Origin of the sequence: Microseira wollei NIES-4236, assembly GCF_020521235.1 — a bacterium.
Classification (GTDB): Bacteria; Cyanobacteriota; Cyanobacteriia; order Cyanobacteriales; family Aerosakkonemataceae; genus Microseira; species Microseira wollei.
Map to the genome: position 1 here is coordinate 1 of NZ_BLAY01000134.1, position 14,659 is coordinate 14,659.

At 45.7% G+C, this 14,659-nt stretch carries 10 protein-coding genes and 1 pseudogene; 4 read left to right on the forward strand and 7 right to left on the reverse strand.

The annotated features are described in order from the left end of the window. Positions 1–450 precede the first annotated feature (450 nt). Complete coding sequence (locus MiSe_RS33750) at positions 451–2,646, forward strand: caspase family protein (RefSeq protein WP_226588367.1); 2,196 nt, start codon at positions 451–453, stop codon at positions 2,644–2,646. Positions 2,647–3,379: 733 nt separating this feature from the next. On the opposite strand, the gene aroF is transcribed toward MiSe_RS33750, so the two are convergent. The 4 genes and pseudogenes from aroF to MiSe_RS33770 all read right to left on the reverse strand — a co-directional run. After that, positions 3,380–4,441, reverse strand: a complete 1,062-nt coding sequence (gene aroF / locus MiSe_RS33755) for a 3-deoxy-7-phosphoheptulonate synthase (RefSeq protein ID WP_226588370.1) — start codon at positions 4,439–4,441, stop codon at positions 3,380–3,382. Between the two features lie 175 nt (positions 4,442–4,616). Then, on the reverse strand, positions 4,617–5,090 hold the full coding sequence (locus tag MiSe_RS33760; RefSeq protein WP_226588372.1) for a PAM68 family protein: 474 nt from the start codon (positions 5,088–5,090) through the stop codon (positions 4,617–4,619). Between the two features lie 15 nt (positions 5,091–5,105). Next, a complete protein-coding gene (rpsO, locus tag MiSe_RS33765; RefSeq protein ID WP_226588374.1) occupies positions 5,106–5,375 on the reverse strand; it encodes a 30S ribosomal protein S15 in 270 nt (89 codons plus the stop codon). A gap of 179 nt (positions 5,376–5,554) precedes the next feature. Continuing rightward, positions 5,555–6,440 (reverse strand): annotated as a pseudogene (locus MiSe_RS33770) (RNA-guided endonuclease InsQ/TnpB family protein); the annotation flags it as partial. A gap of 492 nt (positions 6,441–6,932) precedes the next feature. Here MiSe_RS33770 and MiSe_RS33775 point away from each other — a divergent pair. Further along, positions 6,933–7,451 (forward strand): ISAs1 family transposase, encoded by a 519-nt coding sequence (locus tag MiSe_RS33775; RefSeq protein WP_307731594.1) that lies wholly within the window; start codon positions 6,933–6,935, stop codon positions 7,449–7,451. Between the two features lie 1,090 nt (positions 7,452–8,541). Beyond that, entirely contained in the window at positions 8,542–10,512 is a 1,971-nt protein-coding gene (locus MiSe_RS33780) for a bifunctional aldolase/short-chain dehydrogenase (protein WP_226588378.1), read from the forward strand. A 429-nt stretch (positions 10,513–10,941) separates the two neighbouring features. Here the strand turns inward: MiSe_RS33780 and MiSe_RS33785 are convergent, their stop codons facing one another. After that, a complete protein-coding gene (locus MiSe_RS33785) occupies positions 10,942–11,121 on the reverse strand; it encodes a hypothetical protein (protein ID WP_226588380.1) in 180 nt (59 codons plus the stop codon). A gap of 290 nt (positions 11,122–11,411) precedes the next feature. Between MiSe_RS33785 and MiSe_RS33790 the strand changes: the two genes are divergently transcribed. Then, a complete protein-coding gene (locus MiSe_RS33790; RefSeq protein WP_226588382.1) occupies positions 11,412–12,467 on the forward strand; it encodes an ADP-ribosylglycohydrolase family protein in 1,056 nt (351 codons plus the stop codon). 289 nt (positions 12,468–12,756) lie between these two features. On the opposite strand, the gene MiSe_RS33795 is transcribed toward MiSe_RS33790, so the two are convergent. Both MiSe_RS33795 and pheA read right to left on the reverse strand, forming a co-directional pair. Then, a complete protein-coding gene (locus tag MiSe_RS33795; protein ID WP_226588384.1) occupies positions 12,757–13,458 on the reverse strand; it encodes a pentapeptide repeat-containing protein in 702 nt (233 codons plus the stop codon). Positions 13,459–13,549: 91 nt separating this feature from the next. Beyond that, a complete protein-coding gene (gene pheA / locus MiSe_RS33800; protein ID WP_226588386.1) occupies positions 13,550–14,419 on the reverse strand; it encodes a prephenate dehydratase in 870 nt (289 codons plus the stop codon). Between the last annotated feature and the right edge of the window lie 240 nt (positions 14,420–14,659).

Consider the following 14,659-nt stretch of genomic DNA (forward strand, 5'->3'; position numbering starts at 1 on the left):
GGATGTGGGATCTGCAAATCGATCAATTTTGTCGGGGCACGGCGTCAGATATATTCTGGTTTAAGGTTGAGCATTAATCGTGCCTTGCCCCTACAGGATGTGGGATCTGCAAATCGATCAATTTTGTCGGGGCACGGCGTCAGATATATTCTGGTTTAATGTTGAGCATTAATCGTGCCGTGCCCCTACAGGATGTGGGATCTGCAAATCGATCAATTTTGTCGGGGCACGGCGTCAGATATATTCTGGTTTAAGGTTGAGCATTAATCGTGCCGTGCCCCTACAGCTACTGCGGGTTGAAACAGGAATGGTTGTATTGTTATGATTAGGCTGGTCGGTATCAGTTTCCAGAAGAGAAGGAAAGATCTGCACAACAGCAGCGTCAATTATAGGAATCATTGTTAGAACAGTATCAAACTCGCTTCGGCAATCTACCCAATAATTCATAATATGAAGCGCCGTCACTTCCTCCAATTTAGCAGTTCTCTCCTCGCCTCTTTAGGCATCAGTCAACTCGACTTGATCCACGGTGCAAATCGCTACGGAAAGGTACTGGCGCAAAGCACATCGCGCAAACTCGCTTTATTAGTTGGGATTAATAATTACAACTCTGGAATTCGACCCTTGCGAGGATGTCTCACCGATGTAGAAATGCAGCGAGAATTACTCATCCACCGCTTTGGTTTTAATCCCAAAGATCTTCTAGAAGTTACAGATACAAAAGCAACCCGCAGTGGAATGATCGCCGCTTTTGAAGAACATTTAATTAAACAAGCTAAACCTGACGATATCGTCGTTTTTCACTTCTCTGGACACGGTTCGCGAGTCATCGATCCTAACCCAATTGGTAACAAGAAACTCAACAGCACTTTAGTACCCATTGATACGATTACAGAATCGCCGAATCTAGTTCGAGACATTATGGGACAGACGCTATTTTTATTAATGTCTGCCGTCCCAACCGAAAACCTGACAATTGTTTTGGATAGCTGTTATTCTGGAGGAGGAGATCGGGGTAATTTAGTTATCCGTTCTGCCCGTCTAGATCGGGGTGGAGACCTGCAAGTAAGTCCAGAAGAATTTGAGTATCAGCAAAAGTGGCTAAAACAGCTTAATCTTTCTCCCCAAGAGTTTCAACAGCGTCGAGAAAAAGGAATTGCCAAAGGGGTTGCATTAACTGCCGCTAAAGATAACCAAGCTGCCACAGATGCACCCTTTTCAGGGTTTAGCGCGGGTGCTTTTACTTATTTACTAACTCGCTATCTTTGGCAGCAAACTCGCAACGATACCGTCGGTAATATTTTTGTGAATCTGGCAATGCGTACTCGCGATTTGGCAGAGTCATCATCGATTATTCAAGAACCAGAATTAGAAGTAAAACCGGGAAGTAATAATCAGCAAAAACCTCTATATTTTAGCGAAAAAATCACTCCTGGCGCTGAAGGAATTATCCGCAAACCGGGTAACCAAATAGAATTTTGGTTAGGTGGGGTGGCATCCCAAAGTTTAGAAGCGTTTCAAGCTGGTTCAATCTTTAGCTTAATTGATAATCAAGGCAAAGAAATCGGACAAATCGAACAACAATCTCGCGTCGGATTAGTGGGATATGGTAAAGTTATTCAAGACACGTCGCCCAGTGTTATTAAAGATGGTGTTTTGTTGCGCGAACGAGTGCGGGGAATTCCTACGAATTTAACCCTTAAACTGGGTTTAGATGAGGCGTTGGGTGCGGAAAAGGCAAAAGCACAAACAGCTATTACAACAGTCAATCGGATGGAAGTTGTCCCCATCGCGCAAAGAGGTGAATTGCACTATATTTTGGGGCGGGTGACGGAGGAAGATTTGCGCCAATTCCAACAACAATCGATTTCCAATCCGCCACCTGTGGGTGCAGTTGGGTTATTTACAGCAGGACGCGAACCCGTAATCGGTTCGTTTGGTCGGGTGGGAGAATCAATTGAAGAAGCTATTCAACAGAGATTGCGATCGCAACTAAGATCGTTGTTAGCAGGACGGATTTTAAGAACGCTGATTACGGGAGAATCTTCAGCTTTAAAGGTTCGCACTACGATCAAATCTATCGATAATCAAGGTGCATCCGGCATCGTCGCCAGTCGCGGCAATCAAGAATCGCAAATTGCTAGTTTCTCCCAGACTATTCAATTTAAACCGGGAACGGATATTCAAATTCAAATTCAAAATAACGAAGAGCGCAATCTTTATATTAGTGCTGTCTTAATTGATTCTAGCGGCAACTTGGTTGTGTTATTTCCCCGCGACTGGGATGCGCCAGAAGATGCGGCTTTAGTTGCTGCTGGAAATTTGATTGCCATTCCGCAACCGAATGATAGTTTTCAATTCCGCTTGCGGGGGCCATCTGGTACTTTAGAAGTGCTGGTATTGGCAAGCGTTAAACCCCTGCGCAGTGCGTTAAAAGGATTGCAAAATATTGCTAGAAGTCGCAATCTTGGTAGGGGTTCGCCGTTGGGACTTGCCGATGATGAACCTGTGGCGGTGGTAGATAATTTACTGGGAGATTTGGATGAAATGACTCGCGCTGGTATTGATGTTATTCCTGGAGGAGTACAGGCAGTTGATACTACTCAATTAGCGGCACTTTCAGCGTTGATTCAAGTGGTAGAATAGGGAATTGCTAATTGCTAATTGCTAATTGCTAATGGATAGTTTGAAAGATTGGCGGTTTTTTCTTAGCAACCAAATAGGCTGTTTGTGCCGTTGTATGTATTAGGACTCACGCATCGACGCCAAGTATGGTGGTGCGTTACGCTAGCGCTAACGCACCCTACAGATAGTGCTTGACACTCTCCGGTCTAAAGACGCGGAGATTCTTAAGACATTTCGATCTTAATATCCCTATTGCTAGGGTTCCCAGGCTCACCATTTTTGCTACAAGAGCATGGTGATTTCTCCTTACATTTTTTGGGCGAAGAGAGCCAGTAGGTTCAGGTTTCGCGGAGTCCCCACGTACCTTTTGATGCTTGGCGGGCGAGAAACTTCTCGCTGTTGCGACTGATGGAAGCAGCGCGGTGGATTTCAATTACGGCCTTTCCTTGCTTTGCAGCGAGATACTTGGCCTTTCAAATCAACAGCATCCCATCTTTTGTCCGAGCTAGCATGTTTGAATCTTTTTTGGCAATAAATCATAGCTTGACTTTTAATAAAATGCAAGTGTATTGCAATCAAACTTAAGATTGCTTGTGTCTTACCGAACGAAAAGTTCGTGAGACTGAAGTCTCACGCGGTTACCCCGGTCGCGCATACGCGGGGTAACCGCGGACTGCTCTATAATTTAGGGGCAATTCAGAGAACTGCCCCTAAGTATTTGCAGAAGATGCGAGATTTTTGGTAGGTTGTGGGATTATGCGATCGCCGCCACCGCAGGTTGAGGCCAGCGATTTACTGCCTTGCCAATCACAGCCATTTCCTGCATTAAACGGTCAAACCGTTCTGGAGTCAAGGATTGAGGGCCATCAGAAAGCGCTTTGGCGGGGTTCGGGTGGACTTCGATCATCAGCGAGTCTGCACCACCTGCGATCGCTGCCAGCGCCATTGCTGGCACGTACTCGGCGCGTCCGGTTCCGTGACTGGGGTCGATCATAATCGGCAGGTGAGTCAGACTTCGCAACACGGGTAATACTGCTAAATCTAATGTATTGCGCGCATACTGCCGGTCAAACGTGCGGATACCCCGTTCGCATAAAATCACCTTCGGGTTACCCGCTGCCAAGATATACTCAGCTGCCATCAGCCAATCTTCAATCGTCGCCGCCATCCCCCGCTTGAGCAAAATCGGCTTATCTTGCGCCCCGACTTTCTTCAACAGCGAGAAATTGTGCATATTGCGGGCGCCTATTTGGATTACATCCGCGTATTCTGCCACTATTTGCAATTCAGCGGCATCCATCAATTCTGTAATAATACCCAATCCCGTCGCTTCCCGCGCTGCTGCCAACAATTCCAAGGCACTTTCCCCATGTCCTTGGAAAGCATAAGGCGAAGTTCTGGGTTTATAAGCACCACCGCGTAAAAATTGTGCGCCTGCTGCCTTGACACGGCGCGCAGTTTCGATTATCATCTCTTCGTTTTCTACCGAGCAAGGCCCAGCCACGACGACCAAGGGGTGATTCTGCCCAATATAAACGGTTCCGTTCGGCGTGGGAACCCCTACTTCGCTGGGTTCGCCGTGACGGTACTCGATGCTGGCGCGCTTAAACGGCTGCTCTACCCGCAGCACTTGCTCGATCCAGGGGCTAACTTCCTGAATTTGCAAAGGGTCTAAATCAACAGTATCGCCGACTAAACCAATTACTACTTTGTGTTTCCCAACAATTTTTTCTGGCGACAAACCCCAAGTTGTAAGTTCGTCGCTGACCCGGTTAATTTCGGCTTCTGGCGAGCCGACTTTCATTACTACAATCATGTTTAAGAACCTGCTAAGTTGCTTGTTTACAAAAGGTCTTAAGCTAATCAGTTAGGAATTTATCAGCCATTCCTAGCGTAATAGAAACGCCCGGTTGAATTCAGCCATAATGGCAAATTTTGTCATGGGTCAGTCGTCAGTCGTCAGTGGAAAAAACAACTGACAATTGACCAGTCTAGTTTTTTTGCCTTGAAGCCCGCCATGCTGCGGTCATCCGTCCCCAGTTGGTAGTAAATTCTTGGAAACCCCACAGGCTCCCTGGTTCGTTTTCATCCCAAGAAGCGGAAAGAACGCCATAGGTCAACCCCAAGACCCCTAGACCAAAAAAGCCCATACTCACTAGGACAACGGCACTATTGGGCAGATTAAACCAAGCATTGGTCAGGACAAAATAGCTGACCACAAAAGTTAACATGCCCAAAGCCGTAGGAATACCGCAGAAGAAAGCCATCCGCCGTGCCATGCGCTGGCTGACGGCGGCTGGAATTGCCATTTCTGCTTGGGAAACTGGAGTTTTTTTGCGGTTCTTGTCGGCCGTTTCTACGGGTGCTGGAGTTTTTTTAGCGGGTTTTTGACGTTTCTTAGCAGGTTCAAAGGGGAGGCGATCCCTTTGGGAAGCCTCCCTCGCTGGTTCTTGTTCCGTAGACATGAACCGGATGCCTCCCTAACCACGAATGCCAAGACGACCGATTAAAGCTTGATAGCGCTCTTGGCTTTCCTCTTGCAAGTAGGACAGAAGGCGCTTGCGCTGACCGATGAGCTTCAACAAGCCTCGGCGGGAGGAATGGTCTTTATCGTTAAGTTTGAGATGCTCGCTGAGTCGGTTGATGCGATCCGTTAGCATCGCGACTTGCACGTCAGTCGATCCGGTGTCGGTTTCGTGGACTTGGTATTCCGAGATCAGTTCTTGTTTGCGCTGATGCGACAAAGGCATGGATGGAAATTTTCAATCGATACGATACAGCAGTCTCTCATATTAACACAGCCCTACCATCTCTTATAAGCTCTGTGGTCTGGAGTTACTGACACAAGAGCCGAAAAGACGCGGCGACGTACCAGAGAATTACCTTGACGTTCTCCCCCAGATGAATCAGGGGGATTCTTAAAAGGATCTTACTCGGCGGTCAATAGACACGCCGAGTCACCTTTCTTCCTGTTTCTCGGATTCTTAACTAGAGGGTTTCGGGTTCCCGCCAGACCATCTCCACAGGCATTTTCTTTGTTTTCCAGGATGCGTCCCACCCCAGAGGGTCCACGATTGCGGACAATTTGTGCCGCAGCTACATCACGATGAACTGTGTAACCACACTCAGGGCAAGAATGAACCCTGTCTTTAAGGTTTTTCTTACCCGTATCGGCATCACATTGTGAGCTTGCCTTGCAACGTGTAATCCTTGTTGACTTTGGCAAAATACACGCCACGCTTCCAACACACCCATTGCAAGATGTTGAGGAACTGCCCAAAACCAGCATCTAAGGTATGTTTTCCCAGCATCCCTTTTGCCCAAGCCAGGAAGTCGATGTCCTCAACAAACATCATTCCAGCACCGTCACACAGTTTGTGAGCTAATTTAAAGTGCCAGTCTTTTCGGGTGTCGCTGATGTGCTGATGCAATCGTGCAATTTTCTGATTGAGTTTGTGGCGATTGAAAGACCCTTTCTTTTTGTGCTTCAATCTGCGTTGGAGCAATTGCAGCTTCCTATGCAGCACCTTGAAGAATCTCGGTCTATCTACCACGTCGCCATCAGATGTTGCGACAAACTTATCTAGTCCCAAGTCAATGCCAATCGGATGACCGTGAGCCATGACATCGGGGAAAGAAACATCGCATTCCAAGGTCAGCATCACGAAATATCCAGATGCCTTGCGGACAATTCGAGCCTGCTTAATAACAAACCCGTCTGGAATTTCCCGTGACTTAACATATTCCATCCATCCCAGTTGAGCCAAAAATTGTGGATATACGAATGACCGCATTCGATATCGATTCTTAAATCTGGTAGGTTAACCGCATCTAAAATAGTAGCAAATATCCCAGAAATAAATCCCCAAATCAAGTCTAAGCCCAACCAGGCAAACAGCCAGAAAACAAGATAGTATTTGTGAAAAATTTTCACCCAAAATATGAAATAAGCATTCTCGACTGTCAAAGAAGAAGCTCAGGGAAACGAAGAGAAACTTCAAGCCAGCCTTCAAAAGAACTTCGGTCATATTAAAGACCCAAGAGTTGAAAGACCCAGTACTTACGCATAAACTCTAAATGTAGGGGGCGTTACCCAAGCGTAACGCCCCAGCAACACTATATATGGTTTGGCTGCGTAAGTTATGAGAACTAAACATCATTTATTACTAACGCAAGTTGCTAGTTATAAACAAGGGCGTTGCTAATGGCTAATTGCTAATTGCTAATAAAGCATTTTTACTGACATTAGCCAGCCATTAGCCATTAGCCGCTCCCAGAGATATAACTAGCAACTTGAGTTACTAGATATCATGGCTATTGCTTTGCTAGCTGTTCTCAGTGGCTCTGAAGGATGGGCAGCCATAGAAACCTATGGAAAAGCTAAAGAAGAATGGTTGAAAAATTTTATTTACTTAAAAAATGGAAGTTTTTCTCACGATACTTTTAGTCGTGTATTTGCTGCTTTATCTCCTCAAGACTTTCAAGCTAGCTTTTCGAGTTTGCTTGAAAGCATAACCGAAAAACTGGGATTCAAAGTCATCGGGATTGATGGAAAAACTATCTGGCAATCTTATGAGAGAAATCGAAAACAAAAAGCTTGTTGTCAGTGCTGCCAATATCATCCCCTTATGGGACAGGAAAAAGTAGATTCAAATTCGAATGAAATTACGGCGATTCCCCGACTTTTAGAACAGTTAGATATCTCTGAATCTGTGGTTAACCTTGATGGAATGGGAACTAAAAAAGAAATTGCCGCTCAAATTAGCCAAAAAAAGGGGAACTATATCTTGGCCTTAAAAGCCAATCAAGATCGGATATATCAATAAGTTTCTGAACGCTTATAAATTTCAATTAAACAATCTACATAAACCGAGCTTTTTGCGATTTAGTTAAAACCTTTATTTGGGATATTTAAGCTGCGAATAAATACCTGTAAGTCTGCCATAATATAGGCAAATAAACGAGGGTCATAAAAATATTTTAAAACAATTTTTATAGTTAAATTATAACGACATATTTGGAATAAAACCATTTGTTTTTTATATTAGTTGATCGAAGCTGAAACTTTCAGTAAAATGATGATTGCTCATTGGGTTATTGAAAATCAAACATTTTGAATTATTAATGTAATATAAATAATAAAGGCGAAGCCGAGATAATGCAGCATAAAAATTGGTCATAATGCGACGTTGATCTGGAAATTTAATCAATCAAAGAGTTTTAAAGGGGCAAAAATGAAACGTTGTCTGGCCGCTTTAGATAGTGATTATTGACTCAAAATTCTCTGGTTTGATTTGTTCGGTTGAGTTTCAAAATTTTAAATGATTTTCGATATCATGCTTGAGGCTGGAACGGGATTTATGTATTCAACTCAGGGGGATGAGATGCTGATTGCATTTTTGAGATAGATCAAACAGCTTTTTTTCGAGGTTGCTCTTACGCAAGTGATTGGAATGTGGACAGATCGAATGCCTTATTACCGTTTTATTACCTAATCTTTAGAATTGTCGATCTTGAGATTTTTTGAAGTGAGTATTTCTAGTAAATTAGATGCGTTTACCCTGAGCAAAACCTCAATATATAACTCAATTTGCTAGTTATAAGCTTTGGCAAATCAACCATGTTTTTATAAAAAGTCGTGGGTTTGACAGGGAGAAATTAACTCGGAAAACGGGTTGATGAATGGGGGAATTGGGAATTGGATTCATTGGTGGTAGAATCGTGACAATTACAAATTAACCATTACCCATTACCAGCATCGTTGGATGTAACTAGCAACTTACGTTATATAGCATTCGGTCCAACCCATTTAGAACGAAAATAGTAACATTCCCTAAACAATATTTCCCGTCGTGCCTCGAACTTGGTAACATTTGAAAGACGATCGCAACTATCGGAAAACGGACAGAAAAACCTATGAAAAGCTTGTGGAACGATCGAGAAGCACAGCAATACTGCGACGACCTAGCCTTGCGGGTGTACACCTCCCGCCTGTTGGGACGAGAACCCGCTTTAGTGTTGCATGGCGGCGGCAACACCTCGGTCAAAATCCGCGAGAAAAATATTGTCGGCGAAGAGGAAGATATCCTCTACGTTAAAGGCAGTGGGTGGGATTTGGCGACGATCGAAGCGGCTGGATTTGCCCCGGTTCGTATGCCTCACTTGCTGAAACTGGCACAACTAGAATCCCTCTCCGACCCCCAGATGGTCAACGAACTGAAAACCCAGATGACCCGCGCCAGCGCCCCATCGCCGTCCGTGGAAACTATCCTCCACGCCACGCTGCCTTACAAATATGTAGACCACACCCACGCCGATGCCGTCATTACCATCACCAATACGCCCAATGGATTTGATCGGATGCGGGAGATTTACGGCGATCGTTTAGTCATTATCCCCTATGTCATGCCTGGATTTGACCTCGCCCGGTTGTGCGCCCAAAAGTTTGCCGCCGATGCCACAGACAAAACCGTGGGCATGGTATTGATGAATCACGGGTTGTTCTCCTTTGGCGCAACTGCCCGCGAATCCTACGAACTAACGATCGAACTCGTCTCCCTTGCCGAAGACTACCTCCGCAAACATGGCGCTAGCAGTCCCCCCTCCGCCCAAGTCACGACTCCACCCGAGGATAAACCCCTGCGCCACAGCCTCGCCTCACTGCGCCACCAGCTTTCCCAAGCTGCCCGGTTTCCCGTGATTCTGGCAACTTACCGCAACCCCAAAACCCTCGCCTACGCCCGCCGCGACGACATCGGCACGATTTCCCAACAAGGCCCCCTGACACCGGATCATGTCATCCGCACCAAGCGTATCCCCATGTTGGGACGAGATGTGGAGGCGTATACCGCCGCTTACAAAGACTATTTCCAAGCCCATGCCGCCGCTAATTTAACCATGCTAGACCCCGTACCTCGGGTAATTCTCGACCCGGATTTTGGCATGTGTACCGTCGGTCAAACGGCGAAACAGGCGCAGATTGTGGCGGATATTTACGATCGAACCATCGATGCAATCGAATCTGCAACCCTACTCGGCGGCTACCAAGCTTTATCCCCCAAAGACATCTTCGCCGTCGAATACTGGGATTTGGAACAAGCCAAACTGCGCCAAGGCGGCAAACCCCCAGCCTTTACTGGCGAAATTGCCCTGGTTACCGGGGCGGCATCGGGTATCGGCAAAGCCTGCGTCGATTCCCTCCTCAAACGCGGCGCCGCCGTCATCGGTTTAGATATCAATCCCCAAATCGAAGACTTGTATTCCCGTGCCGATTTTTGTGGCATCACCTGCAACGTCACCGACGAATCCGCCATTGTAGCCGCCCTAGAACGGGGGATTGAGAAATTTGGCGGTTTGGATTTGCTCATCCTCAACGCGGGAATCTTTCCCCCAGGTCGTTCCATTGCCCAACTCGGTAGCGACGAATGGCGCAAAGTCATGTCGATCAACCTCGATGCCAACCTCGTGTTGATGCGGGAATGCCACCCCTTCCTCAAACTTGCCCCCAAAGGCGGTCGCGTCGTCATTATCGGTTCTAAGAACGTCCCCGCACCGGGACCGGGCGCTGCGGCCTATTCTGCGTCTAAAGCGGCGTTGAACCAATTGGCGCGAGTCGCGGCGTTGGAATGGGGCAGCGATCGCATCCGGATTAATAGCCTCCATCCCAACGCGGTATTCGATACCGGACTGTGGACCGAGGAAGTCTTACAAGCTCGCGCCAAACATTATGGGTTAACCGTGGAAGAATACAAAACCAATAATGTCTTGAAAGTGCAAGTGACGAGTCATTCTGTAGCGGAATTGGCGGCAGAAATGTGCGGCGATTTATTTGCCAATACGACCGCAGCACAAGTTCCAGTCGATGGTGGAAACGAGCGGGTAATTTAGAAGTAATCAGCCTCGGAGGATGCGTTAAGTGAAACAACCCATCTTACGAGGCTTGCCATCGTTGTGTCACCATCATATAGAAAGACATTTAGTCTCGAATTTGAGCCATCATTGCTTTATCTCCCAATACGATCGGGACTTACGCACGCGGGGCCAAAAACAAAGGTGATGCGTCAATCTCGCGACTAATCACCGACGATTTTTCGGATCGCCCTTTGTTTTTTTGCGTAAGTCCTGACGATGAAACTTTTTCAATTTTGCCCGCTTCGTTCAATTCAAATACACTAATAACCCAAGTTGCTAGTTATAACTATCGTGGGTTGCTCTCATTGCTAATCGCCAGCTTGCTAATTGCTGATGGGAATATTTTTCTGGTCTACCAGCCATTAGCTATTAGCCATTAACCTGTCTTCAGCCCTAAAAAGATAACTAGCAACTTGCGTTAATACCTTCGGCAACTCCCTCTTTCCCATTCTTGCCCAAACCGCCCATCGTCGATTTTACCCCAGAGCTATTCCCGCCAACGCGAACGAAATTTTGGCAGATTTCTAGTTTGGCAAACGCCATTGATAATAACCCAAAAAATTGCTGGTAATTCTCCAGGTTCACCCCATCTAAAGCAACTTGAGTTAATATAAAAAACTACTTCATGGGTGGTTTTATTTTAGAGCTGTCGTTCTCTTTCAACTCGAACAATTGTTTTAAAATTTTTTACCGTGTCACCGCTCTCCCAAGTCATTCCTAACTATGGGTGTTTAACCGGACATGATATCAACCAGAAGCGCCAAGGCTAATTTGGAAAGAAAGTGACGCGCGCATCGTAAGTCATTGCATGGGAGATTAGTTCATGAAGTTCTGGGACGCAGAGGAAGAATAGAGAGAGAATTTTTGAGGTTTAAATGATATCTCCAACTTGTGAGTCAATTATTGGCTGTTTGCTTGGAACGGCTGTGGGTGATGCTTTTGGATTGCCTTATGAAGGGTTAAGTAAGCGTCGGCAAGTTCGTCTTTATCCGCATTTGAATCAATATCAATTTTTGTTTGGTAGAGGGATGATTTCGGATGATACGGAACACACTTGTACAGTGGCTCAATCGCTGATTGTTTCGGCAGGAAATGTCGATATATTTAAGCAAGATTTGGCTTGGGGATTGCGTTTTTGGTTACTCGGTTTACCGGCTGGAATTGGATATGGGACGTTAAGAGGGATTTTGAAGTTGTGGTTGGGATATTGCTCTGGTGTTTTCTCTGCTGGAAATGGTGCAGCGATGCGAAGTGCTATCATCGGTGTTTGTTATGGTGATGACCTGCGAAAGTTACGCCAATTAGTCAGAGCATCTACGCGACTAACCCACACCGATCCAAAAGCAGAATTTGGGGCTTTGGCTGTAGCATTTGCGTCTTACTTATCGAGCCGCAAATCACAGGTTTATCCTCAAAATTACTATTGCCAACTCGCAAATATACTGGGCGCAGAAGCTGCTGAATTTTTAGAACTAATCGAAAAAGCTTGCTATAGCGCAGATGCGGGGGAAAGCACCGCATATTTTGCCAGTCAGTTGGGGATGAATAATCGCGTCAGCGGCTATGTTTATGATACGGTTCCTGTTGTTATTCAAACTTGGTTAAGGCATCAACAAGATTACCCTACAGCCATTCGAGAAATCATTCGTTGTGGGCGCGATACAGATACTACAGCAGCAATTTTGGGCGGTATTATTGGGGCATCTGTGGGTAAAGAAGGTATTCCAACTGCGTGGCTTCAGGGTTTGTGGGAATGGCCTAGAACTAAGGTGTGGATAGAATTGCTTGGGAAAAGATTGGCTGATGTTTGTAAACAGGGTGCTGCTAAGCGTGCTTTATCGCTGCCGATGCCGGTAATTTTGTTACGAAATCTGTTATTTTTGATTGTAGTTATAGTTCATGGATTTCGCAGATTTTTGCCTCCGTATTAATTAAAAACTGCGAGCGCTGCTGAATATTTTGAGCGTTTTGGTGTCAGATCGTGTCGGGTGGTATCGGTAGTGTATGGATGGCTAATTGCTAATTGCTAATCGCTAATTGTCAATTGCCTCCAGAGCAGCCATTAGCGATTAGCTATTAGCAGTTACACAACCCTTGCCTCAGGACATGATATCAGATGCTAGTGCAGCGAACGCCAAATAAATGGATTCTTAGCATCAGCTTTGATGTTGATAAAGATGCAAATTTTTGAATTCTTCAATCTAGAAGTATTGATGTTAGTCAGGGATACCTGAACCAGGACTTTACCGCCCGACTTAGAATGGCTGTCTCTAGATTTGCTCCTGCCAATTTAGCTTCACACAATATTGCCTCAGTCAGGTCAGCTTTATCCAGGTTCACCTCGGTTAGATTAGCTCTCTCTAGGTTAGCTCTGCGTAAAATTGCCCCGCTTAAGTTAGCCCCTTTAAGATTTACCCCGAAGAGTTTTGCTTCAGTTAGATTGGCTCCTCTTAAGTCAGCCTTTTCCAAGTTAGCGTCAGTCAGATTGGCTTCCCATAAGTTAGCCTGACTGAGGTCTGCTGCGTAAAAGTTTGCACCAATCGATGTTGTATTCGCCAAGTTTGCTTGTTGTAAGTTGGCTCTATTTAAGTTTACTCCAGTTAACTTGGCCTCACTTAGGTCGGCCTTGCTCAGGTTTACCAACGATAGGTCTGCCAAAACTAGACATGCAAGCCGCAAATTTGCGCCAATTAGATTTGATTCTCTCAGGTTTGCAAGAGTTAGGTTTACCTCTTTCAGGGATGCGTATCCCAGTTTAGATCGGATCAAGGTTGCGTTTTTTAGGTTTGCTTCTTTTAAGTCCGCACAAAAGAGGTTTATATCACTTAAGTTCCACCCTTCTAGTTTTGCTTCTCTCAGGGTTTGTTCGTGAAAATCACGTCTTCCAGCAGCATATTGCTCCAGCACTTCCTCTGCATCCATATAGGCTGCCTCTTTATTTTTAGGTTAACTTTCAAAATAACCCAAAGTTGGTTAGTTTGAAAGTTTTGGTGAAGAATTATTAAGAAGAGACCTAAATTGGCAAAATGCTGTAACTGCCAAAGATTTTCAGCGTTTCGGTGTAAGCTGCCAGTTCTGCGATCGCAGCTTGAACAAATGGCTCGTTAGCATCGGCTTCGATATCGATAAAGAAAATATACTCGCCGAGCGATCGCTTGGTCGGGCGAGATTCAATGCGGCTTAAGTTAATATTTCTATTGGCAAATACTAAAAGCGGTTTGGCAAGCGCTCCTGGCATATTAGCAGGCACGCTAAAAGCTAGGGAAGTATGACTATGACTTGCCTGATTTTCGCCAAAATTGAAAGCTTCTGAAACAGATTTTAAGCTCAGTACCCAAAACCGCGTACAATTGTCCGGATTATCGTTAATTGCACCAGCCAGAATCGGCACGTTGTAAAGTTGGGCAGCGCGTTGAGATGAAATTGCACCTGCTGTTTTTTCTTGTTCCAGATTCTCTATTGCTTCTGTAGTCGAATTGGTAGGAACCACTTGCACCCAAGGAAGAAACTGAGAAAGCCACCCCTGACACTGCGCCAATGCTTGTGGATGAGAATATACCGTGCGAATATCTGTCAATTTTTCGGCGCATGACAGCAGCGCGTGTACTATTGGCAACACCAAGGCGTGTCGAATTTGCAGTCCGTCCAACTGCCAGAGCGTATCCAGCGTCATCGTGACGCTGCCTTCAAGGGAATTTTCCACCGGCACAACTGCCAGGTGCGCTTGTCCCTCTGCTGCTGCGCGGATTGATTGGGCAATACTGGGATAGGGACGCAAACAACATTCTTGTCCGGTTTTCTGGTGCAGCCATTTGGTATAAGCTAGTGCAGCTGCTTCTGCATAAGTGCCATTCGGCCCCAAGTGTGCAACGATCGCGCCCATAAAGTTCAGCCTTCAGTTGTATCTTAGGTTTTTTTAACTCTTGCTCTGCCGTAGGGCATAGGCTTGTCGAGTTATGTTAAGCCTAACTATATTGCCTTTTTCTGATTGCCTGAGACAGAGGCCACCCTGGTATATGAATTTTTATGATGGGACAGGCGTGCCAGCGCGGAAAATTTTGCTCAAACAAGCCAGTGTTGGCAAAACTTAGCCCAAAATCTTTACATTTCTATAGGTTACAAA

What these genes read in the sequence shown, in the direction of transcription:
- MiSe_RS33795 (WP_226588384.1), bottom strand. Translation starts at nt 13,458, where the DNA reads ATGGATGCAGAGGAAGTGCTGGAGCAATATGCTGCTGGAAGACGTGAT.
- pheA (WP_226588386.1), bottom strand. Translation starts at nt 14,419, where the DNA reads ATGGGCGCGATCGTTGCACACTTGGGGCCGAATGGCACTTATGCAGAA.
- MiSe_RS33780 (WP_226588378.1), top strand. Translation starts at nt 8,542, where the DNA reads ATGAAAAGCTTGTGGAACGATCGAGAAGCACAGCAATACTGCGACGAC.
- rpsO (WP_226588374.1), bottom strand. Translation starts at nt 5,375, where the DNA reads ATGCCTTTGTCGCATCAGCGCAAACAAGAACTGATCTCGGAATACCAA.
- MiSe_RS33750 (WP_226588367.1), top strand. Translation starts at nt 451, where the DNA reads ATGAAGCGCCGTCACTTCCTCCAATTTAGCAGTTCTCTCCTCGCCTCT.
- MiSe_RS33760 (WP_226588372.1), bottom strand. Translation starts at nt 5,090, where the DNA reads ATGTCTACGGAACAAGAACCAGCGAGGGAGGCTTCCCAAAGGGATCGC.
- MiSe_RS33790 (WP_226588382.1), top strand. Translation starts at nt 11,412, where the DNA reads ATGATATCTCCAACTTGTGAGTCAATTATTGGCTGTTTGCTTGGAACG.
- aroF (WP_226588370.1), bottom strand. Translation starts at nt 4,441, where the DNA reads ATGATTGTAGTAATGAAAGTCGGCTCGCCAGAAGCCGAAATTAACCGG.